This is a genomic window from Aggregatibacter kilianii (assembly GCF_003130255.1).
Taxonomy (GTDB): domain Bacteria; phylum Pseudomonadota; class Gammaproteobacteria; order Enterobacterales; family Pasteurellaceae; genus Aggregatibacter; species Aggregatibacter kilianii.
Genome location: NZ_NRCN01000002.1, coordinates 246586 through 267946 on the forward strand (window position 1 = coordinate 246586; position 21361 = coordinate 267946).

Sequence of the window (21361 nt, forward strand, 5' to 3'; positions counted from 1 at the left end):
CAGTATAAGGGGAAACTCTCATTCAATCCTTTACACGCGGAATATGCGCAAATCAGCCGCCAATTTAAGTTAATCCATGATAGTAACCGCAAATGCCTTGAAGTTTACCCGGACGACTTCCATCACAAACTAAAAATGCGTGGGGAATGTGTTGATTTAGTAGAGCGGTTAAAAGGTGGTGGAAAGTTATTTAACGAATTGGCGAAAGCTGCCGATTTAACAAAGGAACAGACCGCAATTTTAAAGGACTTCAATCAGGCAAACGGCTATTTAATTTCTAAATTTGCCGAAGTAGTAACACAAATTGAACAATTACAGGTGGTGGCAAATGCGTAAGTTAAAAACCAAAGTAAGCAAGAAGCGCCCTAGCCTATTTGAGGAAGAACGCTTGCCGGATTGGGAACAGTTGGTAAAAGCCATTAAACAGACTGAATTTTATCTTAGCTTTGCCAAAGACTACATTCACAACGGACATTTAAAAGGCGCAACAGACGCGCTGAAATCAATTAAACGAGCAACTACAGCAGGATTGAAAATCACGGGGGTGAAATAATGGATCTCAATCAAAAAATGGATTATTCCAAACTAAATGCCGTTGAATTGAATGCTATTTCAATCAGTCATCAGAACATGGGAAAACCTAAAGATGAAGCCTTTAATTCGTCTTTCCCTTACACAACCGAAGCAATTTTGGCATTAGCCGAACAGTTTATTGATTATCCCGCTGAATATCTCGGTGGGCTAAAAATTCTTCGTGATGAATTAATCACGATCAATAAGCATTTACTACAGATGGCACCAAAACCGCCTTCTTTAGCGCCGGAGGAAACCGCAGCAATGCTATCCAATGATGAACTTATAGATGGCTTATTGAAGCATAGCTTAGTGAACTCCTTGGTAAGCACATTTTCATATTTTCAGGAAGTCGTTGCCATGCGTATCAATATAATTGAGAACGGCGCAGTTGAGGGGGTAAATCATGGCACGCTTAATTAATGCACCACACTTAGCGGATCAGCCGAAAGAACCTTATTCAGCGTTAATCATTCTTGCCGGGCGTAAGGCTTGGCAAGCATGGAACAAAGGAAAAGGTGAAGAATGGTTATTGTTGTGTTCGTTGGTGGAAGGTATAGATGCCAAACAAAAGCCGGTGATTCTTGGCGAACAGCAGCTTGAAGATATTTCAGGAATAAAAATAGCTGATTCGGAGCAACACACAATCATGCTTTTCCAATGTGGAGAATTAGATCAGACAGAAATCACCGGTATTTGTCACAATCTAGCAAAGCATACTAAAGCTGATCATGTCGTTTTATATGATGGCGCTGCGCAGATGAAGGAAAATCTAAGTGGTTACATTCAACGCCTACGCACGGATAAAAGTGCGGTAGAAATTGCGGATAAAATTGCTCCGCCGCCGAAATTGAAAGAAAAGGACGGAACTAACGTAAAAGCCCGGGCATTCGTAAAATGGCTGAATCTAGATATTGCTCAACACAGTTTAGATAAGGAGCTTTATCATTACACCGGCGCAAATTGGGAGATTCTACCGAGATCGGAATTAGAGGTTAAAGCCGTTCAGTTTTACGATGAACAGGAATTTACTTATAGTGCCCGTTCTATTGATTCAATGATTGATACAGCGAAGATTCAAGCGGCCAAAATGGGGGAACAATCCAAGGAGTTATTAGCATTTAAAAACGGCGTATTAAATCGTTCGACCTTGGAATTTTACCCGCATTGTCGGGAAAACTGGCTAACCTCTTTTATTCCGCACGATTACACGAATCAGGAAGAAAATACACCGCACTTTGATAATTGGTTGAATTTTGTTGCTGATGGTAAGGAAGATAAAAAGCAAGCAATCTTGGGCGCACTTTACGCGATTTTAACGAATCGCCATAACTGGCAATTATTCTTTGAAGTAACCGGCGATGGTGGTAGCGGGAAATCGGTATTTGCGCAAATTGCCACAATGTTAGCAGGCGAACAAAACACGGAAAGCGGTCGATTAGTTGATTTAGACGAACCGCGCGGGCGTGAAAACTTTGTGAATAAAACGCTCATTCTATGCCCGGAACAATCCCGCTATGGTGGTGATGGTGGTGGACTAAAAAGCATTAGTGCGGGGGATTTAGTTAATATCGATCCGAAGCACAAAAGCAAGTTTAAAGCAGTCATTCCCGCGATTGTGCTAATCGTCAACAATGAGCCAACACGCTTCACAGAAAGAAACGGAGGTATCGAACGCCGCCGAGTGATTTTTCACTTTGATAAAGTGGTGCCGGAAAGTAAACGCGATCCGCACTTAATGGATAAGATAGAAGCCGAAGCAGGTGGAATTATTTATAAACTGATTCAGGCTTTTAAAAATCCGTTAGATGCGAAAAAAGCGTTAATTCAACAACAAGAAAGCGCCGAAGCGTTAGAAATCAAAATGAACTCAGATCATTTAACGGTGTTTTGTAGTTATTTCCTAACCTCTCAAGAAAGTAACGGGCTAGGAATTGGCAACGCGAAAACCGGACTTCCAAGAACGCACCTTTACCCGGCTTACTTGGTATTTACTGAAGCCAATAATATTCAAAATGCTTTAACACTGAATAACTTTACCGAATCATTAAGACAAGGATTGGCACAGCACAAAAATAAATATCCATACACTCGCAGGCGAATCACTTCTGGTGCGGAAAAAGGAAGATATATCACTAATGTACACTTTAAAGACTTTGACGAGTTTTATAATGAGTACATAAAATCAAATAGATAGTGAAAGGCGCGGCATAAAAACCGCGCTTTTTTTACCTAAAAAGGTGAATGCCAAGGTGAACAACACCGACTTCCCCTTCACCTTATAACCAATTGAAAAACAAAGGAAAAGCAATCGGTGAACGAGTGAAGGCAGTTTTTAAATATTTTCCACGCACATCACTTTTAACGTTCACATTGTTCCACATAATCGCCCCAAAGTTGCATCACCGGCTTGCGTTGTTCTAGATAATCAGAACGATTGTATGCGCGGCGCACAGAATCTTTTATACCATGAGATAAACAAGCCTCAATCACATCAGGGGAAATCATAGGTTCATATTCATTCAAATAAGTACTACCTATAGCGCGCAATCCATGACCAGTTAATTTATCTTTATACCCTAAATCGACTAACGCTTTATTGACTGATTGGCTATTCATTGGTTTATCTTTAGTGCGGGCACTTTGGAAAACATATTTATCATTCTTTGTGTACGACAACATAATACGCAGCACTTCTATAGATTGAGTAGAAAGTGGCACAATGTGAGCTTTTCTTGTTTTCATTCTTTCCGCCGGAATCGACCATAAACGATTATCTAAATCAATTTCCGACCATTCCGCACCACTGCTTTCAACAGGGCGAGTTAAGGTTAAAAGTTGGAATTTAATCAAACAGCGAGTAAACAAAGTTAAGCGCGAATCTCTAACTGCTTTCAAAAGTGCGGGCAATTCTTCAGGACGAATTGTAGGATTGTTTTCATTCTTGCCGAAATTAAAAACGGCATTCACGTTAAGACAAGGATTAAACTGTATTAAGCCATAATTCACGGCATAATTTAAAATCTCGTTAATTAAGCGAATCGTACGCTTTAATGTATCGCCTTTCCCTTGTTGGTTTAATGGTTCCAATGTTTGAATAATAAGTGCCGGTAAAATATCAGTAACAGGTATTTGACCGAATTTAGGGAAAGCATAGAGTTCTAATCGGCGCCAATTCTTTTCTAAGGTTGATGCCTCTACTTCCTTAACCTTTTTTTTCTTCCACTTTTCAGCAACGGCCAAGAAACTATTTTTTATTTGTTCATTGGTAGCTTCTAGTGCTTTCTTTTTATGTTCTTGTGGATCGATACCTTGAGCAAGCAAAGCGCGATATTCTTCACGCTTGGCACGGGCAACCGCTAACTGAATTTGAGGATACATACCAAGCCCCGCATTCGTTCTTTTTTGCGTAACCGGATGATAATAATTAAACAGCCAAATTTTAGATCCATTCGGTTTAACCCTCAGAATAAGTCCGTTGCCATCAGATAATGGATACTCTTTTTCTTTCGGCTTTGCTTTCTTAATTTCTGTATCTGTTAAAGGCTTTTTAACGCGTGGCATAAGGCTTCTTCCCGATCGTAGTAACACCAGATTGGGCGCATAGTAACACTAAACAAGCCAGTGTTACTACCAGTGTTACTAAAAAACGAGATTAGAGACGATTGAATGCGAGGGGCTATGATAGGTAAAAGTGCTATAAAGCCTTGTAAATACTAGATAAAACAAAACCCCGCGATTAATTACGCGGGGCTATGTTTAGTTTAATGGTGCTCTGGGCGAGACTTGAACTCGCACGACCTACGGTCACTACCCCCTCAAGATAGCGTGTCTACCAATTCCACCACCAGAGCTTAATTTGATAAATTTTATTGTTGAGGAATATCGCTATTTTTTGTATCTAACACAGCCGGTGCTTTTTGTTGTTGCTGTTGGATTTGTTCCGCTGTACCGGATAAATCATCAAACGCACCTTGTTTTACATTATTTTTATGTGAATTTAGATTGCCAATAACGATACTGATAATAAAGAAGATTATTGCTAACACAGCTGTCGTACGGGATAGGAAGTTACCTGCGCCGGCAGAGCCGAAAACCGTACCAGATGCGCCACCACCAAAAGACGCGCCTGCATCGGCACCTTTACCCTGTTGTAACAGGATAAACGCAATGAGTGCAATGGAAACGACCAAGTAAATGATTAATAAAGCTGAGTACATTTTATCTTCTCTGATTTAGCAAATTCTAATGAAAAATAACGGCGCAGATATTACCGGATATCTTTGCCTTTCGCAAGTCGTTTTATCTATTTTTAGGCTGTTTGGTGCAAATTCGATCAGTAAAAAACATTTTGAAAAACGACCGCACTTTTAGCTCTCGTTAATTTTTCTTTGTTCTCGATGCGGTCTTTTTCACGCCTTGATTATGCCGACTTAACTCGCGCAATGCGGAGAAATTAATATAGTGCAATAACTCAGGCAAAAGCTGGGTAAGATTTTGCATAAACTGCTGATAACTCACCTGTTTGCGACTAATGCTGTCCAGTTGAGATTCCCAATGTGCCGTCATATCGGGTTGGGTAGCCACGTCCGGCAAAGCATTGATTAAAATACGCCCTGCCTCGGTGCTGTGAATATTACGCCCTTTTTTATATAGAAAACCCCGCTTAAACAACAATTCAATAATCCCCGCCCGAGTGGCTTCGGTGCCTAATCCATCGGTTTCTCGCAGAATTTTTTTCAATTCCTTGTCTTGCACAAAGCGGGCAATACCCGTCATAGCAGAAAGCAACGTCGCATCGGTAAAGGGTTTCGGCGGTTGTGTTTTTTTACTGACAATGTCGCCTTTCTCGCAATGTAAAATCTGTCCTTTTTTCACCACCGGCAACAAAGCATCAGGCTGTTCATCATCGTTATCTTCTTTTCCCCAAAGTTGTTTCCAACCGGCAATTTGTAAGTTGCGCGCTTGGGCAACGAAAGTTCCGCCTGCAATATCCAAGGTAATTTTGCATTTACGGTATTCCGCGTCGGGGCAAAACTGCATGAGATATTGGCGAGCAATAAGAAAATATATGTTTTGTTCTGTTTGGGTTAAGCTAACGGCTCGATTTTTGGCTGTAGGAATAATGGCATGGTGCGCTTCCACTTTTTTATCGTTCCAACAGCGATTTTTCTGTGCAGGATCGATAATTTCGGGCAGGGGTTGAAATGGCGTTAAATGAGTAGAAATAGCATTCATCACCGCCATACGATCGGCAAAATGCTCTTTCGGCAAATAACGACAATCGGAGCGTGGATAAGTAATCAGTTTGTGTGTTTCATACAAACGTTGGCAAGTGTCTAACACCTCTTGCGCCGACATCCCGAAACGCTTGGCGGCATCAATTTGCAATGCAGAAAGGGAATATGGCAACGGTGCCGTTTCTTTTTCCCTCTTATCCGTGTAATCGGTGACTTTTGCCGGTTGGTCGGTAATACGTTTGACGACATTTTCCGCAAGCGCGCGGGAAAGTACACGTCCGTCGTCGTCCTGATAATCTTCGCAGGCTTTGCTCGGTTGCCATAAGGCGGAAAAAAGTGCGGTCGATTTTTGAGATGTTTTTTCCTCTTTCGGATCTCGCACCCAAGCCAGCACTTCAAAAAAATCTTTTGGTTGGAAATTTTCAATTTCCAAATCACGACGTACGATCAAGCCCAGCACCGGTGTTTGTACACGCCCAACGGAAAGCACGCCGTTATAGCCAGCCTGTCTGCCTCGAATGGTATAAGCGCGAGTCATATTAATGCCATAAAGCCAATCGGCGCGGGCACGGGCTAATGCGGAGGTGGCTAGCGGGATGAAATCTCGGTTAGGTTGTAATTTTTTGATGGCTTTTTCTACCGCACTTGGGTTCAAATCGCTGATTAAACAACGTTGAATGGCATTACGCTTCTCGGCAGGCAAATTCAGATAACTGAACACCTCGTCCACCAACAGTTGCCCCTCTCGATCCGGGTCGCCTGCGTTGACCAAAATATCGGCTTGATGTACCAGTTTTTCAACGGTTTTCAGTTGTTTATGGGTTTCTTTTTTCGGAATGAGCAGCCACTTTTGCGGCACGATAGGCAAATCCTCTAAGCGCCATTGTTTGAAGCCTGCGTCGTAAGCATCAGGTTCCGCCTGTTCCAACAAATGCCCTACGCACCAAGTGACATAATCGTCATCGCCACATTTAATGAAGCCATCACCACGTTGGTGTGGCTTGGGCAAAACATCGGCAATGGCACGTCCAAGACTCGGTTTTTCCGCTATAAACAGTCGCATAGATGAGAATCAAGGTTAGCCGATTTCACGACGGCCCAAGAAAGAGTGGGTTAATGTGGTGCCGTCCACCATTTCCAGCTCCCCGCCCACCGGGATACCGTGGGCAATACGGCTGACTTTAACTTTCTGTTGCAAACAAAGTTCTGCGATGTAGTTTGCAGTGGCATCGCCTTCCACCGTTGGGTTGGTGGCAAGAATCACTTCTTTAAACGATTCCGTTTGCAATCGTTTTTGCAGTAAATCCAAGCCGATTTCACGCGGACCAATGCCATCTAACGGCGACAAATGCCCCATAAGCACGAAATAACGTCCTGAGAATTGACCGGTTTGTTCAATAGCAAGAATGTCTGCCGGCATTTCCACCACGCACAACAAGCCTGAATTTTGACGACGAGGATTGTTACAAATATTGCAAACCGCTTCTTCGGTAAAAGTTCGGCAATGTTCGCAGTGTCCGATTTTCGACATGGCTTCCGTCAAACTTTGCGCCAAACGCATTCCACCGCTTCGATTACGCTGCAATAAATGGTATGCCATCCGTTGTGCGGATTTTGGCCCGACCCCCGGCAATACGCGTAAACTTTCGATTAAATTCTCTAACAATGGACTGGTTTGCATAGCGTTCTCGATGGATTTGATAAAAAAATAAACCGCACTTTAAGAATCGATTAACGAAAAGTGCGGTCGATTTTGGCGATATTTTTTTAGAATGGCATTTTAAAGCCCGGTGGCAATGACATACCGGCAGTGACAGAAGCCATTTTTTCTTTTTGTAATTCTTCAGCACGACGCACGGCATCGTTATACGCCGCAGCAATTAAGTCTTCCAACATTTCTTTGTCGTCTTCCATTAAAGAAGGATCAATTTCTACGCGGCGACAATTGTGCGCACCATTTACGGTGATTTTCACCAATCCGGCACCGGATTCGCCGGTCACTTCCAATTGAGCAATTTCTTCCTGCATTTTCTGCATTTTTTCTTGCATTTGTTGGGCTTGTTTCATTAAGCCGCCCAAGCCACCTTTTCCGAACATAAATTTTCTTCCGTTATTTGAGTAAAAAAGTGGACGCATTTTAACGGAATTTTTAGCCCTTGGAAATAATCAAATTCATTGATAGGTTGTTTCAATATCTTAATCCGTATTACTATTACGCCTTTTCAAATTTGTGCCGGAAAACGACCGCACTTTATGTTATTTGATTAGACATTAGAAATACAAAAATATATAGGAAAATCTATGGAAGCCAGACATTACCTAAGTTTTGAAATCTCTCTTGTAGCATTGCAGCTTATGCTTTGGGTTTTCGCCCGTACATTAAGCTGGATTTTCAAGTTAGAAGGGAAAAGCCGTCGCCGTTTAGCCGTTTGGATCTTTGTGATTCTGAATTGCGTGGTGCTAAGCGCGCCATTACGCTTATTTACCGAAACCTTTATCGTAAGTGCCTTTACGCTTACCTTGCTCCTTTTTTCGGGCTTTAGTAGCGTCATTGTGGGCGTATTACATATCTTTTTTAAAAAATGGGATAAGGCGCTGAAACTGCTCTATCCGATCATCTTTCTTGGTTTCATCGGGCTTGGCTTGTATAACGCTTACACCCCCATGGTGAATCATTATCAAGTGCGATTGAACAAACCGATGCAGCCGTTGCGTATTGGGATGGCCAGCGACACACATTTAGGGACGCTCTTTGGCGCCAAGCAATTGGACAAACTGGCTGCCATTATGCAACAGGAAAAGGTGGATATTATCCTCCTGCCAGGCGATATTATGGATGATAACGTCAACGCCTATTTAGCGGAGAAAATGCAACCGCACTTAGCCAAACTACAAGCCCCTCTTGGCGTTTATGCTACGTTGGGTAACCACGATTTCTTTGGTGATCAAGCCCGTATTGAACAGGAAATTCGCAAAGCAGGCATTGTTCCTGTGATGGATGAAAGTTTTGTGATTGATAATCGCTTTACGCTAATTGGGCGTAACGATGATTTGGTGACGAATCGCCCAACTACCGCACAATTATTAAAAGAAGTGAATACGGCACTCCCTGTGATTTTAATGGATCACCGTCCGACGGATATCGAACAACACGCCAATTTGCCCATTGATATTCAGCTTTCCGGCCATGCTCATAACGGACAGATTTTTCCGGCAAATCTCATTGTAAAATTTATTTATCGTTTGAGTTATGGTTATGAACAAATCAATCAAGGTCACTTTTTCGTGACCTCCGGCTATGGCTTCTGGGGGGTGCCGATGCGTTTGGGCTCACAATCGGAAGTGATGATCATTGATGTGGTCGGACATTAAAAAAGAACTATTCTCAATACCGAGTCCTGTGTATAATTGAACCTCTTACGCTTATGTTTTTATGATGACAGAGGACTCAGAAATGAAAAAATTCGTCAAAGCAACCCTTACTTCTCTTTTCCTTATGACATCTGTGACGGCAAGTGCTGTGACCGTCACCGATGCTAAAGGTGAATTCACTATTGATCAAACCCCAAGTCGCATTGTCGCGTTAGAATATTCTTTCGTTGATGCCCTTGCTCAAGTCGGTGTTAGCCCGGTCGGCGTTGCCGATGACAACGATAAAACCCGTATTTTGCAGGAAGTGCGCGATAAGATTCAACCTTGGCAATCTGTCGGTACCCGTTCACAACCAAGTCTTGAAGCCATTGCCGCATTAAAACCCGATTTAATTATCGCTGATCCTTCCCGTCACACAGCAGTGTATGAAGAATTGAAAAAAATCGCCCCGACCATGATGTTTGATTCGCGCCATGAAAGCTATCAGGAGAATCTTGATACGGCACAAAAAATCGGCGATGTTGTGGGCAAAGGCGGTGAAATGAAATTGCAAATTGATAAACACAATAAAACTATCGAAAGCATTGCGCAAAATATTAATGTGAAAGGCAAAAAAGGGATTTTCGGCACCTCCCGCGAAGACAAATTCAATTTACAAAATGACAGTGGTTATGTCGCCAGCTTCCTTGGTGTTCTAGGTTTTAACTCGCCAAAATTACCAAACGCCACTCAAGCCTTTGCTGAAATCAATCTTGAGCAATTAGTGATGGAAAAACCGGACTATATGTTTATCGCCCACTATCGCCAAGAAAGTATCGCCCGCAAATGGGAAGCAGAACCTTTATGGCAAGCCATTCCTGCCGTAAAAGCCAAACATGTATTTAGTGTCAATGCAGATATGTGGGCGCGCGGACGCGGCATTACGGCCAGTGAGATCATGGCAAAACAAGTTGAACAATTCGTTAATCAAAAATAATGTTTGGCAAAGCTTTTCGTTGGGGCGTTCCCCTGCTAGGACTGGCTTTCTTGTTATGGGGAAGCCTGTTTTTATACTACCCTATTGAAATTTCACCATTAGATGCGCTAAACGCCTTTTTCCCCAATGGCGATGAATTGGCCAAGATCACCGTGGTCGATTTACGCTTTCCGCGGGCGTTAGTGGCGATCGCATTAGGCGCCAATTTGGCAGTAGCCGGGGCATTATTACAAACCATCACCCGCAACCCACTAGCCTCACCAACGCTACTAAGCGTCAATTCCGGCGCAAGTTTGGCTATGGTAACGGCGAGTGCCATTAGCCCGGCCTTATTATCAGGCTATAGCATTGCCTTAGTGGCAAGTATCGGCGGTGGAATCAGCTGGTTGGTTGTAATGTTGATCAGCAACACGTGGAAAGACAGTAGTGGCGATCGCAGTCGCGTTATTTTGGCGGGGATTGCCGTCTCCTTATTATGTACTGCTCTTACCAAATTAGTGTTAATTATGTCGGAAGATCATGCCTTTGGCGTAATGAGTTGGCTTGCCGGCGGCATTTCTCACGCCCGTTGGAACGAATGGCACACTATTTGGCCGTTTCTGCTATCGAGCGCTCTCTTTTGTCTCTTCTTTGCCAACCGATTAAATTTACTCAATTTAAGCGACGAATCCGCTCAATCCTTGGGAATTAACCTGTTCCGTCTGCGTTGGTATGCCAATATCATGGCATTATTAATTGTGGGTTCAGCCGTTAGTGTAGCCGGCCCGGTCGCCTTTATCGGTTTGTTAATTCCACACTTAGCACGTTATTGGATCGGCTATGATTTACGAAAATCATTACCCATGTCCATGTTATTAGGCGCCATTTTAATGTTGGGGGCTGATACCGTTGCCCGTGCTGTTGATTTCCCAAGTGAAGTGCCTGCCGGCGCCATTTTGGCCTTAATCGGTGCGCCAATCTTTGTATTATTTGCCAGAGGAAAACACTAATGCGCCGTTCTCATTCAGGATTCCGTGCAATCGGCTTTTACTTATCGGCACTCTGTACGGTCGCGATATTATTTGTATTAAGCATTCGCTACGGCACTTACACGCTATCCTTTGATGAAATTAGCCAGGCCTTTCACCCTGACGATAAAAACTATTTCACTTTAATGGAATACCGTCTGCCACGCGCGCTACTCGCCATTATTATCGGCGGCGCATTGGCCATTTCCGGGGTGTTGGTGCAAAGTGTCGTGCGTAATCCGTTGGCCTCTCCTGATATTTTAGGAATCAATAACGCCGCCGGTTTAGTCGCCGTTACCGTATTAATCTTCCTACCGAATTTAGCCTTTTACTGGCTACCGATTTTCGCCTTTATCGGCGGTGTTCTGTCTTTCATTTTGTTATGGATGATATGTGGTTTTAACTTCCGCCCGATCAAAATGGCCATTATCGGCGTAGCACTTTCTGCCCTATGGGCGGCAATCAGCCATTATTTAATGCTAACCAATCCGGTAGAAATCAACACGGCTATGCTTTGGCTAACCGGAAGTTTGTGGGGCAGAAGTTGGGCTTATGTCAATGTCGTTTTGCCTTGGTTGTTGGTGTTATTGCCGTTACCGTTTATTTTCTGCCGAGATTTGGACACTTTAGGTTTAGGTGAAAACAAAGCGGCCACCTTGGGAGTAAGCGTAAATAAAACGCAAATCTTGGTATTAGTGCTGGCTGTTGCGCTTTCCACCACAGCCGTCGCCATTTGCGGCCCCATCGCATTTCTCGGTTTAGTTGCACCGCACTTAGCACGCAAATTGGTCGGTGGACGTCACCGCACATTATTGCCGGCGGCCATGCTAATCGGCACGTTGTTATTACAGATTTCCGATATTTTAGCGCGGGTTATCGATCCGCCGACAGAACTGCCCGCCGGTATTCTCACCGCCATTATCGGCGCCCCTTACTTCTTCTATTTATTGATGAGAACGAAATAATGAGCATTGAGATCAATAAGTTACAATTAGGCTATCAAGATAAAACTATCGTACGGGATTTATCTCTCAACTTTCCGAGCAACCAAATTATTGCCTTAATTGGCCCGAACGGGTGTGGCAAATCCACAACACTAAAAGCGGTGGCCCGTTTGCTCAAGCCTCGCCTAGGCACAATTACTCACAAAGGCAAAGATATTTGGCAAAGCACCCCGAAAGAATACGCCAAACAATTAGCGTTCTTGCCACAACAACATTTGGTGCCGGAAGGCATTAAAGTACGTGAATTAATTGCTTACGGCCGTTCGCCTTATTTGAATTTGTGGGGCAAATTAAGTGATAAAGATGAGCAATTAGTGGCTTGGGCTATGGAACAAACCCACACCGCGGAACTGGCGGAACATTTGGTATCGGATTTATCCGGCGGACAACAACAACGGGTTTTCTTAGCCATGACATTAGCGCAAGATGCAGAGCTTGTTCTGTTGGATGAACCAACCACTTATTTGGATCTCAACCGACAGGCGGAACTCATGGGCATGATGCGCCAAATGCAACAAAACGGCAAAACCGTCATTACAGTACTCCATGATTTAAATCAGGCTTGTCGTTATTGTGATTATTTAATCGTTCTCAAAGACGGCAACCTTATGGCCCAAGGAACGCCTGACGAAGTGATGACAGAGCGGCTGTTAAAAGAGGTGTTTGATTTAGAGGTGGTGATTCACCGCGATCCGATTAGCCAAACACCAATGTTTATTTTGAAGTAAATAAAGTGCGGTCATAAAAAACATTTTATTTTTCGACCGCACTTTTAACATTTAAAAAAACATCGCCATTGATGACCGCACTTTTAAGCGTTATCTATCGCAAAAGAAATCACGTCTTTAATGCTCTCCGTGCCCATGGCAATCATCAATAAACGATCAACGCCCAAAGCCACCCCTGAACAATTCGGAATTCCCGCCTGTAATGCAGCCAATAGGCGCGTATCAATGGCGCGCACAGGCAACCCCATTTTTTCCCGTTGCAGATTATCTTGCTGAAAGCGTCTTAATTGCTCGCGCGCATCAGACAATTCGTGGAAACCGTTAGCCATCTCCAATCCTTTATAATAAAACTCAAAACGTTCCGCCACACGCAAATCCTCCGAGCTGATTTGCGCTAAAGCCGCCTGACTTGCCGGGAAATGATACACCACTACCGGCGCCTCCTGCCCAATTTGCGGTTCCACTACCGTGCTAAATAAAAATTGTAATAAGGTGTCACGATTTTCATTTTCCGCCCCGATTAACTGATGTTTTTTCGCTTTTTCCGCCAATTCGGACAAGTCTGCCGATAATGGATCCAATCCCACGTATTGCTGGAAGGCAAATTGATAGCTCATGCTTTCCGCCGGCGGGCATTCCAAAATTTGTTGTAATAAATCATCCACTTCGTTAATCAGGCGATACATATCAAAGTGCGGTCGATACCACTCCAACATAGTAAATTCAGGGTTGTGTCGATTGCCCGCCTCTTCATTGCGGAACACTTTGCCGATTTGAAAAATAGGCCCGCTACCTGCCGCCAGCAAACGTTTCATGTGATATTCCGGACTGGTAGAAAGCCACAGAGTTTTCGATTGCTCACCGAATGGTGAAATAAACTCCGTACTAAATGTTGCGAGATGCACATCCGTAACCCCAAATTCGCTTAACACCGGCGTTTCCACTTCCAACAAACCGCGATCGGTGAAAAATCGACGAATTTCCGCCAGTAATTTGGCACGGGTTAATAAATTTTTAACGGAGGCGGTAGGTTGCCATTGTTCTTGTTCAAACATAAAAATGCCTTTTCATTAGAAAATGAGGAGAAATGAATTTGTCGCTATTTTAAAGCAAAGTCGGCGGGAATACATAAAGTTATTGTTCGTCCTGACGGCACAAGATGTCTGTTTTAAAGGCCGATAGCAAAACCCGAAAAACGCCTTATTTTTCCGCCGCACTTTTGTACCTTTTTCGTGATAATTTAGTTAAGAGAATGTTAATTATGAAGCAAAATGTAAACAACTCATTATTTACAGTAACTTTTTGAGGTAGATCACGAAATCGTGACAAATTTCACAAAAATAGTTTTAATAAAAAAAAATAATGGCAAAATAATCTTACCCTAACAGTACCAAATAACTTTATTTCGGTATTTTCACTCAAATTTATCTCTTTACTTGGAGGAATATCGTGCAAACTGTTAATGTCGATATCGCCATTGTTGGCGCCGGTGGCGGTGGTTTACGAGCGGCGATTGCTGCAGCTCAAGCTAATCCTAACCTTAAAATTGCATTAGTCTCAAAAGTTTACCCAATGCGTAGTCATACCGTTGCGGCAGAAGGTGGTGCAGCAGCCGTCATCAAAGAAGAAGACTCTTACGACAAACACTTTCAAGATACTGTTGCCGGTGGTGACTGGCTCTGTGAACAAGACGTTGTAGAATATTTTGTTGAACACTCACCGGTAGAAATGACCCAGCTTGAACGTTGGGGCTGTCCTTGGAGCCGTAAAGTTGATGGTGACGTAAACGTGCGTCGTTTCGGCGGAATGAAAATCGAGCGAACTTGGTTCGCCGCCGATAAAACCGGTTTCCACTTATTGCACACTCTCTTCCAAACTTCTATTCAATTCCCGCAAATTGTACGTTTCGATGAACACTTCGTACTTGATATTTTAGTTGATGATGGCCATGCCCGCGGTATGGTTGCCATGAATATGATGGAAGGTTCTTTAGTACAAATTAACGCCAATGCTGTTGTTATCGCCACAGGCGGTGGTTGTCGTGCATTCCGTTTCAATACCAACGGCGGTATCGTTACCGGTGACGGTTTATCAATGGCTTATCGCCACGGTGTACCGTTGCGTGATATGGAATTCGTGCAATATCACCCAACCGGCTTGCCGAACACCGGTATTTTAATGACTGAAGGTTGTCGTGGTGAGGGCGGTATTTTGGTGAATAAAGACGGCTATCGTTATCTTCAAGACTACGGTTTGGGACCGGAAACGCCAATTGGTAAACCACAAAATAAATATATGGAATTAGGCCCGCGCGATAAAGTATCCCAAGCGTTCTGGCAAGAATGGCGCAAAGGTAATACATTAAAAACCGCCAAAGGCGTTGATGTAGTACATTTGGATTTGCGTCACCTTGGAGAACAATATTTACACGAACGTTTACCGTTTATTTGTGAATTGGCAAAAGCCTATGAAGGCGTGGATCCGGCTCAAGCCCCGATTCCTGTGCGCCCTGTAGTGCACTACACCATGGGTGGTATTGAAGTAGACTTCAACAGTGAAACCCGTATTAAAGGCTTATTTGCCGTGGGTGAATGTGCCTCTTCCGGTTTACACGGCGCTAACCGTTTAGGTTCCAACTCATTAGCCGAATTAGTGGTATTAGGTCGTGTTGCCGGCGAATATGCAGCACAACGTGCAGTGGAAGCCAAACCAGGCAACCAAAGTGCAATTGACGCTCAAGCACAAGATGTTGTTAAACGCTTAAATGACTTATTTGCCCAGGAAGGTACAGAATCTTGGTCTGAAATTCGTGATGAAATGGGTCAAGCAATGGAAGAAGGCTGCGGTATTTATCGTACACAAGAAAGTATGCAACAAGCCGTTGATAAAATTGCTGAATTGAAAGAGCGTTTTAAACGTGTTCATGTATCCGACCGCTCCAGCGTATTTAATACCAACTTATTATACACCGTTGAACTAGGCTACATTTTGGACGTAGCACAATCTATTGCCAATTCTGCTATTGAACGTAAAGAATCTCGTGGTGCACACCAACGTTTAGACTACACTGAGCGTGACGATGTGAACTACTTAAAACACACCTTGGCGTTCTATAACGAAGACGGCGCACCACGCATTGAATACAGCCCGGTAAAAATCACCAAATCTCAACCGGCAAAACGTGTTTATGGTGCGGAAGCAGAAGCAGCCGAAGCTGCAGCTAAGGCGAAAGAACAAGCTCAAGCAGGTAAGGAGTAATAACATGGCCGAACAATCAATCATGAACGTTGAAATTCTACGTTACAACCCAGAAGTTGACAAAGAGCCACACTTGAAAACCTATCAAGTGCCTTACGATAGCCAGACCTCATTACTTGACGCTTTAGGCTATATTAAAGATAAACTTGAACCTGAGCTTTCTTATCGTTGGTCATGCCGTATGGCGATCTGCGGTTCTTGTGGCATGATGGTAAACAACATTCCAAAACTGGCATGTAAAACCTTCTTGCGTGACTACAGTGGTCATATGCGTATTGAAGCCTTAGCAAACTTCCCGATTGAACGCGACTTAATCGTTGACTTAAGTCACTTCATTGAAAGTTTGGAAGCCATCAAACCTTATGTGATCGGTAACCAAGCGCCTGAGTTAGACGGTAAACCGCATCCGTCTAAAGAATTAGCTAAAAGCCGTACTAAACAAACGCCTGCGCAATTGGAAAAATACCGTCAGTTCTCTATGTGTATTAACTGTGGCTTATGCTATGCCGCCTGCCCACAATTCGGTTTAAACCCTGAATTTGTCGGTCCGGCCGTATTAACTTTAGGTCATCGTTATAACTTAGATAACCGTGATCACGGCAAGGCAGAACGGATGAAAATCATGAATGGTGAAAACGGCGTTTGGTCTTGTACCTTTGTAGGTGCTTGCTCCGAAGTGTGTCCAAAACACGTTGGCCCGGCCACTGCCATTAACCAGGGCAAATTAGAAAGTGCCAAAGATTATCTCATTTCTATGCTTAAACCGAAGGCGTAAGGGGAAAGATTATGACAACAACAGTAAGTAAACGTAAAAAATATGTCCGTGAAATGACCCCGACTTGGTGGAAAAGTTGGGATTTCTACAAGTTCTATATGCTACGCGAAGCTACTGCCGTTCCAACAGTTTGGTTCAGCTTAGTATTACTTTATGGCGTCATTTGCTTAGGCAAAGCGGACGGATTTGTTATGAACTTCATTCCGTTCTTACAAAATCCAATCGTGGTTATTCTGAACATTATCTCACTGGCCGCCTTATTGCTCCACGCTGTCACACTATTCGATATGACGGGTGAAGTGATGTCCGGCACGACAGGCTTGCCCGCAAAACTAATTAAAAACGCTTTGCGCGGAATGTTTGTGGGTGTCACCGTATTGGCTTTAGTGTTAGTATTCATTTAGGGGGAAGACATGGTTAATCAAAATCCAAAACGCTCAAACGAACCACCTGTCTGGTTAATGTTTAGTGCAGGTGGCATGATAAGCGGACTTGCCTTCCCGGTATTAATTCTTATCCTCGGTTTGCTATTACCTTTTGGCCTTGTCAGCCCGGATAACATCATCGCCTTTGCACACCACTGGGTGGGTAAATTGGTTATTCTGGCTCTTACCATTTTCCCAATGTGGGCAGGCTTACACCGCGTCCATCACGGTATGCACGATGTTAAAGTCCATGTGCCTGCCGGCGGATTTATTTTCTATGGCCTAGCCACGCTTTACAGCATTATCGTGCTATTTGCCGTATGTAATATCTAAAGTCGCATTTCAAATAAAAACTCCCTCAATATAGGGAGTTTTTTTATTTTAACCGCTCTTCAGTATGTAGAACATTCAATCCGTACCTATACAAACAATAAATCCCTATTTTTTATGTGACTTCAATCACAAATCCTCAAAAAAGTCATTTACTAAATAAACATAGCATCTATATTTTGGTAACAATTAGATAACAAAAGGAGGCATCTTATGCAATTCACATTAGCAAAACAATATAGCACGATTCGCCAAGCTATCACAGCAAACTATCGTTTAGATGAGAAAAGTGCGGTCGATTCTTTAGTGAAAACATTAGATTTTTCTCCTGAACAAGAACAACGCATCACTGACAATGCTATTAAGTTAATTAAAAAATTACGCCAACTTAAACAAAAACAATATGGCGCAGATGCTTTAATGCAAGAATTTTCATTAAGCAGTGAAGAAGGGGTGGCGTTAATGTGCTTGGCTGAAGCTTTGTTGCGTATTCCAGATGCACAAACCCGTGATGATTTGATTTATGAGAAATTGCAGGAAGGGAACTGGAAATCTCACATTGGCAATTCCAATTCATTCTTCATCAATGCAGCCAGTTACGGCCTACTGTTTGGTAAAAAAATCAGCGAAAGTTTGGATGAAAACAGTTTATCGAATGCGCTCACCCGTAGTTTTTCCCGTTTGTCTGCGCCCATTATGCGTATGGCAATTATCAAATCCATGCAGATTTTGGGTAAACAGTTCGTTACCGGCGTGACCATGCAAGAAGCGTTACAAAATATTAAACCACGCTACGAAAAAGGTTTTACATTCTCTTTTGATATGTTGGGCGAAGCTGCCATGACAGAAGCTGATGCACAACGCTATTTCAACGACTATTTACACGCGATTGAAGAAGTAGGCAAAGACGCAGCAGGCCGTACCATTTATAACGGCAACAGTGTTTCCGTCAAACTTTCTGCGATTCACCCGAAATATAGCCGAGCTAAATACGATCGCACCATCAATGAGCTTTACCCTCGTCTAAAAGAACTCTTCTTATTAGCGAAAAAATACAACATCAGTATCAATATTGATGCGGAAGAAGCCAGTCGTTTAGAGCTTTCCCTCGATCTTGTCGAAAAATTATTAGATGAACCGGAATTACAAGGCTACAAAGGCATTGGTTTCGTAGTACAAGCTTACTCCAAACGCTGTCCATTTGTGTTGGATTATTTGATTAATTTAGCCCGAGAAAAACAAAGCTATTTAATGATCCGCCTTGTTAAAGGGGCTTATTGGGATAGCGAAATCAAATGGGCACAAGCGGATGGTTTGGACGACTTCCCGCTTTACACACGCAAAAATCATACCGATATTTCTTATATTGCTTGTGCGAAAAAATTATTTGCCGCGCAAGATGTCATTTATCCGCAATTTGCCACCCATAACGTGCAAACCATGTGCACGATTCACGAATTAGGACAAGATAAAAACTTTGAATTCCAATGCTTACACGGCATGGGAGAAACCCTTTATGACAATATTGTGGGGAAAGAAAATCTGAATCGACAAGTCCGCGTCTATGCGCCTGTGGGCACGCACGCCACATTATTAGCCTATTTAGTCCGCCGTCTCTTAGAAAACGGTGCCAACTCCTCTTTCGTCCACCAGTTGGTTGATGAAAACATTCCGGTCGAACAACTCGTCACACCACCGTGGAAACTTTATGCCAAATCTCATGGTGAGCCGAATAAGTCTGTTCTCAAGCCGTTAGAATTATTTAAAAACCGTAAAAACTCCGCCGGTTTCGATCTGAACAATGAACTGGAATTAACAAGATTAGAACAAGCGCTTAATGCGGCAACCATTGAAAATGCTGTGTCTTTAGTCGCATTTGAAAATGGCGAAAATGCCCCTGCCCATCAAATCACTAATCCGGCAAATCTCAATGAAACTGTCGCAGAAGTCGCCTTTTTAACCGTAAATCAGGCGGAAAAGGCTTTTGCCGCAGCCGACAATACGCAATGGAAAGCTAAAAGTGCGGTGGAAAAAGCCAACGTTTTACGCAATGCCGCCGACTTATATGAAGAACATTTCGGCTTGTTGATGAAACTCGCTGTGGTTGAAGCAGGCAAAACCTTGCCAAATGCCATTGCCGAATTGCGTGAAGCCGTGGATTTCTTACGCTATTACGCCGTTCAATTAGAACAGTTAGCAACACAAAATCACCTCGCCGAATCTCGTGGAAAAGTGCTTTGTATTTCTCCATGGAACTTCCCGTTAGCCATTTTCACCGGGCAAATTGCCGCCTCTTTAGCGGCAGGCAATGCAGTGATTGCAAAACCGGCAGAACAAACCTCATTAATTGCGTATGCCGCCGTAAAACTGTTACACCAAGCAGGCATCCCGAAAGAAACCCTACAACTGGTTTTAGGTGCGGGGGATTTGGGGGCTGCGTTAGTCCAACAAGCTTTTGATGGGGTGGTATTTACCGGTTCAACAGAAGTGGCCAAACTCATTGAACAACGTCTGGCATTGGCAGATAACGATCCGGTGTTGATTGCGGAAACCGGCGGTCAAAACGTCCTTGTTGTTGACTCTTCAGCCTTACCGGAACAAGTCGTTGCCGATGTTCTCAGCTCGGCCTTTGACTCGGCAGGTCAACGTTGTTCCGCATTACGCATCTTATTGTTACAAGAGGATGTGGCGGATCACTATTACAAGATGATCACCGAAGCTATTAAAGAATTGAGTTTAGGCGACCCACGTTTATTGGCTACCGACATTGGACCGGTGATTGATGAAGAAGCCAAACAAAATCTTGAAAACCACAAAGAAAGCATGCGCAAAGTCGCCCGTGCTTATGCGGAAATCGATACACCGACCCAAGGGCATTTCGTGGCGCCGAGTGTGTATTTGTTGGATAACCTGGATCAACTCCAACGCGAAGTCTTCGGCCCGATTTTACACATCGTACGTTATAAAAAAGATAACTTGCTCAATGTCCTTAAAGCGGTAAATGAAAAAGGGTATGCACTGACCGGTGGTTGCCATACCCGTATTCGCAAACAGATGGATATGGTGGAACGCCACTTAAACTGCGGTAACTTCTATATCAACCGTAATATTGTAGGGGCGGTGGTTGGTGTTCAACCGTTCGGCGGACACGGATTATCCGGCACAGGGCCGAAAGCCGGCGGTGAGTTCTATCTGCAACGCTTAACCCGTACACCTCGCTATTACAGCCAATTTGGTGATGAAAATACGCTAGGCACAACCAAACCGATATTGGAAAGTATCACCGGTGAACATAACTCCTTAGCTTATCTGCCTTGTGAAGTGGCTATTCTAAATGGTGACTTACCTGCGGCAGAAAGAGCCGCTGAGAAACTGCTTGCCAAAGGTTTTAGCATTTTGGTGGAACCAAAGCATCCATTAGCCGCCAAAGCGAAACCGGGCATTCGTGTTGATACGAAGTTAGGTCATTGCCAAAAAGGCATTTATTTGACTGCACTTGATAAAGCTAATCGTCAATGGTTGGCTGAAAACAGTAAAGCAATTTTCAAATGTTACGACTGGCAAAACACCCAAGACTTACTACCATTATATGATGAGTTTTCCCGCAGCTATAACACTACTGCAGCCGGTGGAAACACCTCATTAATGTCCTCTCAAGAAGAATAAAGGAGCG

General features: G+C 43.4%; 19 protein-coding genes, 1 tRNA gene and 1 pseudogene. 14 read left to right on the forward strand and 7 right to left on the reverse strand.

Annotated elements, in window-relative coordinates; all coding sequences use genetic code 11:
* Nucleotides 1-3 precede the first annotated feature (3 nt).
* The 4 genes and pseudogenes from DK428_RS10905 to DK428_RS10920 form a co-directional block, all read left to right on the forward strand.
* Nucleotides 4-336, forward strand: a pseudogene (locus DK428_RS10905) (hypothetical protein); the annotation flags it as partial.
* Complete coding sequence (locus DK428_RS10910; RefSeq protein WP_006719238.1) at nucleotides 329-553, forward strand: hypothetical protein; 225 nt, start codon at nucleotides 329-331, stop codon at nucleotides 551-553. The pseudogene DK428_RS10905 and the gene DK428_RS10910, both read left to right, overlap by 8 nt.
* Complete coding sequence (locus tag DK428_RS10915; protein WP_109063918.1) at nucleotides 553-996, forward strand: hypothetical protein; 444 nt, start codon at nucleotides 553-555, stop codon at nucleotides 994-996. The genes DK428_RS10910 and DK428_RS10915 overlap by 1 nt, the downstream gene beginning before the upstream one ends.
* Entirely contained in the window at nucleotides 980-2770 is a 1791-nt protein-coding gene (locus DK428_RS10920; RefSeq protein WP_109092242.1) for a DNA primase family protein, read from the forward strand. Before DK428_RS10915 ends, DK428_RS10920 begins: the two co-directional genes overlap by 17 nt.
* 164 nt (nucleotides 2771-2934) lie before the next feature.
* On the opposite strand, the gene DK428_RS10925 is transcribed toward DK428_RS10920, so the two are convergent.
* From DK428_RS10925 to DK428_RS10950, 6 genes are all read right to left on the reverse strand, one after another.
* Nucleotides 2935-4137, reverse strand: a complete 1203-nt coding sequence (locus DK428_RS10925; protein ID WP_109064484.1) for an integrase arm-type DNA-binding domain-containing protein — start codon at nucleotides 4135-4137, stop codon at nucleotides 2935-2937.
* 204 nt (nucleotides 4138-4341) lie between these two features.
* A tRNA-Leu gene (locus DK428_RS10930) sits at nucleotides 4342-4427 on the reverse strand.
* Nucleotides 4428-4442: 15 nt separating this feature from the next.
* On the reverse strand, nucleotides 4443-4793 hold the full coding sequence (gene secG / locus DK428_RS10935) for a preprotein translocase subunit SecG (protein WP_109064483.1): 351 nt from the start codon (nucleotides 4791-4793) through the stop codon (nucleotides 4443-4445).
* 160 nt (nucleotides 4794-4953) lie between these two features.
* Entirely contained in the window at nucleotides 4954-6876 is a 1923-nt protein-coding gene (locus DK428_RS10940; RefSeq protein WP_109064482.1) for a DNA topoisomerase III, read from the reverse strand.
* 15 nt (nucleotides 6877-6891) lie between these two features.
* A complete protein-coding gene (recR, locus tag DK428_RS10945; protein ID WP_109064481.1) occupies nucleotides 6892-7494 on the reverse strand; it encodes a recombination mediator RecR in 603 nt (200 codons plus the stop codon).
* 86 nt (nucleotides 7495-7580) lie between these two features.
* Nucleotides 7581-7910 (reverse strand): YbaB/EbfC family nucleoid-associated protein, encoded by a 330-nt coding sequence (locus DK428_RS10950; RefSeq protein WP_005701065.1) that lies wholly within the window; start codon nucleotides 7908-7910, stop codon nucleotides 7581-7583.
* Between the two features lie 204 nt (nucleotides 7911-8114).
* On the opposite strand from DK428_RS10950, the gene DK428_RS10955 reads away from it, so the two are divergent.
* The 5 genes from DK428_RS10955 (at nucleotide 8115) to fecE (ending at nucleotide 12900) form a co-directional block, all read left to right on the forward strand.
* Complete coding sequence (locus DK428_RS10955) at nucleotides 8115-9185, forward strand: metallophosphoesterase (RefSeq protein WP_109064480.1); 1071 nt, start codon at nucleotides 8115-8117, stop codon at nucleotides 9183-9185.
* 82 nt (nucleotides 9186-9267) lie between these two features.
* Entirely contained in the window at nucleotides 9268-10161 is an 894-nt protein-coding gene (locus DK428_RS10960) for a Fe(3+) dicitrate ABC transporter substrate-binding protein FecB (RefSeq protein WP_109064479.1), read from the forward strand.
* Complete coding sequence (gene fecC / locus DK428_RS10965; RefSeq protein ID WP_109064478.1) at nucleotides 10161-11150, forward strand: iron-dicitrate ABC transporter permease FecC; 990 nt, start codon at nucleotides 10161-10163, stop codon at nucleotides 11148-11150. Before DK428_RS10960 ends, fecC begins: the two co-directional genes overlap by 1 nt.
* Nucleotides 11150-12133: a Fe(3+) dicitrate ABC transporter permease subunit FecD gene (fecD, locus tag DK428_RS10970; protein WP_109064477.1), complete on the forward strand. Its 984-nt coding sequence runs from the start codon at nucleotides 11150-11152 to the stop codon at nucleotides 12131-12133. Before fecC ends, fecD begins: the two co-directional genes overlap by 1 nt.
* Entirely contained in the window at nucleotides 12133-12900 is a 768-nt protein-coding gene (gene fecE, locus DK428_RS10975; protein WP_109064476.1) for a Fe(3+) dicitrate ABC transporter ATP-binding protein FecE, read from the forward strand. The genes fecD and fecE overlap by 1 nt, the downstream gene beginning before the upstream one ends.
* Before the next feature lie 83 nt (nucleotides 12901-12983).
* Here fecE and epmA read toward each other — a convergent pair whose 3' ends face one another.
* Nucleotides 12984-13955, reverse strand: coding sequence for an elongation factor P--(R)-beta-lysine ligase (epmA, locus tag DK428_RS10980; protein WP_109064475.1), 972 nt, complete (start codon nucleotides 13953-13955; stop codon nucleotides 12984-12986).
* A gap of 394 nt (nucleotides 13956-14349) precedes the next feature.
* On the opposite strand from epmA, the gene frdA reads away from it, so the two are divergent.
* The 5 genes from frdA to putA all read left to right on the forward strand — a co-directional run bounded on the left by frdA (nucleotide 14350) and on the right by putA (nucleotide 21354).
* Nucleotides 14350-16158 carry a fumarate reductase (quinol) flavoprotein subunit gene (gene frdA / locus DK428_RS10985; RefSeq protein WP_005701074.1) on the forward strand — a complete coding sequence of 603 codons (1809 nt, stop codon included), beginning with the start codon at nucleotides 14350-14352 and terminating at the stop codon, nucleotides 16156-16158.
* 4 nt (nucleotides 16159-16162) lie between these two features.
* Nucleotides 16163-16933 carry a succinate dehydrogenase/fumarate reductase iron-sulfur subunit gene (locus DK428_RS10990; RefSeq protein ID WP_065295345.1) on the forward strand — a complete coding sequence of 257 codons (771 nt, stop codon included), beginning with the start codon at nucleotides 16163-16165 and terminating at the stop codon, nucleotides 16931-16933.
* 11 nt (nucleotides 16934-16944) lie between these two features.
* A complete protein-coding gene (gene frdC, locus DK428_RS10995; RefSeq protein ID WP_109064474.1) occupies nucleotides 16945-17337 on the forward strand; it encodes a fumarate reductase subunit FrdC in 393 nt (130 codons plus the stop codon).
* Nucleotides 17338-17346: 9 nt separating this feature from the next.
* Nucleotides 17347-17691 (forward strand): fumarate reductase subunit FrdD, encoded by a 345-nt coding sequence (gene frdD / locus DK428_RS11000; protein ID WP_005701079.1) that lies wholly within the window; start codon nucleotides 17347-17349, stop codon nucleotides 17689-17691.
* A gap of 210 nt (nucleotides 17692-17901) precedes the next feature.
* Nucleotides 17902-21354 (forward strand): bifunctional proline dehydrogenase/L-glutamate gamma-semialdehyde dehydrogenase PutA, encoded by a 3453-nt coding sequence (putA, locus tag DK428_RS11005; RefSeq protein WP_109064473.1) that lies wholly within the window; start codon nucleotides 17902-17904, stop codon nucleotides 21352-21354.
* Nucleotides 21355-21361: the final 7 nt, after the last annotated feature.

What these genes read in the sequence shown, in the direction of transcription:
- DK428_RS10910 (WP_006719238.1), top strand. Translation starts at nt 329, where the DNA reads ATGCGTAAGTTAAAAACCAAAGTAAGCAAGAAGCGCCCTAGCCTATTT.
- DK428_RS10915 (WP_109063918.1), top strand. Translation starts at nt 553, where the DNA reads ATGGATCTCAATCAAAAAATGGATTATTCCAAACTAAATGCCGTTGAA.
- DK428_RS10920 (WP_109092242.1), top strand. Translation starts at nt 980, where the DNA reads ATGGCACGCTTAATTAATGCACCACACTTAGCGGATCAGCCGAAAGAA.
- DK428_RS10925 (WP_109064484.1), bottom strand. Translation starts at nt 4,137, where the DNA reads ATGCCACGCGTTAAAAAGCCTTTAACAGATACAGAAATTAAGAAAGCA.
- secG (WP_109064483.1), bottom strand. Translation starts at nt 4,793, where the DNA reads ATGTACTCAGCTTTATTAATCATTTACTTGGTCGTTTCCATTGCACTC.
- DK428_RS10940 (WP_109064482.1), bottom strand. Translation starts at nt 6,876, where the DNA reads ATGCGACTGTTTATAGCGGAAAAACCGAGTCTTGGACGTGCCATTGCC.
- recR (WP_109064481.1), bottom strand. Translation starts at nt 7,494, where the DNA reads ATGCAAACCAGTCCATTGTTAGAGAATTTAATCGAAAGTTTACGCGTA.
- DK428_RS10950 (WP_005701065.1), bottom strand. Translation starts at nt 7,910, where the DNA reads ATGTTCGGAAAAGGTGGCTTGGGCGGCTTAATGAAACAAGCCCAACAA.
- DK428_RS10955 (WP_109064480.1), top strand. Translation starts at nt 8,115, where the DNA reads ATGGAAGCCAGACATTACCTAAGTTTTGAAATCTCTCTTGTAGCATTG.
- DK428_RS10960 (WP_109064479.1), top strand. Translation starts at nt 9,268, where the DNA reads ATGAAAAAATTCGTCAAAGCAACCCTTACTTCTCTTTTCCTTATGACA.
- fecC (WP_109064478.1), top strand. Translation starts at nt 10,161, where the DNA reads ATGTTTGGCAAAGCTTTTCGTTGGGGCGTTCCCCTGCTAGGACTGGCT.
- fecD (WP_109064477.1), top strand. Translation starts at nt 11,150, where the DNA reads ATGCGCCGTTCTCATTCAGGATTCCGTGCAATCGGCTTTTACTTATCG.
- fecE (WP_109064476.1), top strand. Translation starts at nt 12,133, where the DNA reads ATGAGCATTGAGATCAATAAGTTACAATTAGGCTATCAAGATAAAACT.
- epmA (WP_109064475.1), bottom strand. Translation starts at nt 13,955, where the DNA reads ATGTTTGAACAAGAACAATGGCAACCTACCGCCTCCGTTAAAAATTTA.
- DK428_RS10990 (WP_065295345.1), top strand. Translation starts at nt 16,163, where the DNA reads ATGGCCGAACAATCAATCATGAACGTTGAAATTCTACGTTACAACCCA.
- frdC (WP_109064474.1), top strand. Translation starts at nt 16,945, where the DNA reads ATGACAACAACAGTAAGTAAACGTAAAAAATATGTCCGTGAAATGACC.
- frdD (WP_005701079.1), top strand. Translation starts at nt 17,347, where the DNA reads ATGGTTAATCAAAATCCAAAACGCTCAAACGAACCACCTGTCTGGTTA.
- putA (WP_109064473.1), top strand. Translation starts at nt 17,902, where the DNA reads ATGCAATTCACATTAGCAAAACAATATAGCACGATTCGCCAAGCTATC.